We start from the raw sequence: 655 nt of genomic DNA, 5'->3' as shown, positions 1-655 counted from the left end.
GCATGCCTATTGGCTTTGCACGGTTTGCTTAAAAAGAATGCAGATCGTTTTGAGTGCTGCGTTCTTTATCAATTGCTCACTTGCGCCACTTCTTCTTGGCCTTGGTGGCCAGGGGCAACTCGCCTCGCAATCGGCGCAGGTCTTCCTCGGTGAAGTCTTCGCTCTCCTCATCGCGATGTGAGTCGTTGCTTGCGTTATCTGCCGCTTGCACGGGTGCGTCACCCTCGATATGTTCTCTGCGCCCCTGGGGCCCCTTGGGTCCACGTGGTGGGAGCTTCTTGCGTGGGCCGACATTGGCCTCTTTGGGAGGGCGGGGTTTTTCTTCCTGGAAGAAGGGCTGCAGGTGGGGCTGCTCCGAGTCGACGTCAATCCGGTAGAAGCGCCCGGAAGCGAGCTTGATGGTCAGCACCTTGCCGTTGAGAGTGCCGTGGCCTGAGGCGATATAGCCGCCCGTGTTGGTTGCATGGCCAAACAGCATGACGGTGCGGCCCCATTGTTCACGCGGTACGCAGTCAAACACATTGGCTGCCTCCACATCGGGCATCTTTTCGACCAGCGTGAACTTGCAGTCGCGTGGATCGTAAAAGAGCGCGGCACTGCCCTTCTTCAAGGTAATGGCGCCCACCGCTTCACTGCGCTGGATGCGGTCATCGAG

At 58.6% G+C, this 655-nt stretch carries 1 protein-coding gene; it reads right to left on the bottom strand.

What is annotated here, in order from left to right:
* Positions 1-76 precede the first annotated feature (76 nt).
* Positions 77-655: hypothetical protein (locus tag AC1RMF_RS26625; RefSeq protein WP_493145569.1), on the bottom strand; the 579-nt coding region annotated here is incomplete at its 5' end.

The organism is Rhodoferax sp. GW822-FHT04A08, from assembly GCF_058801025.1.
The sequence above is the reverse complement of the archived record's forward strand: the minus strand, read 5'-3'. Positions and strand labels throughout refer to the sequence as shown.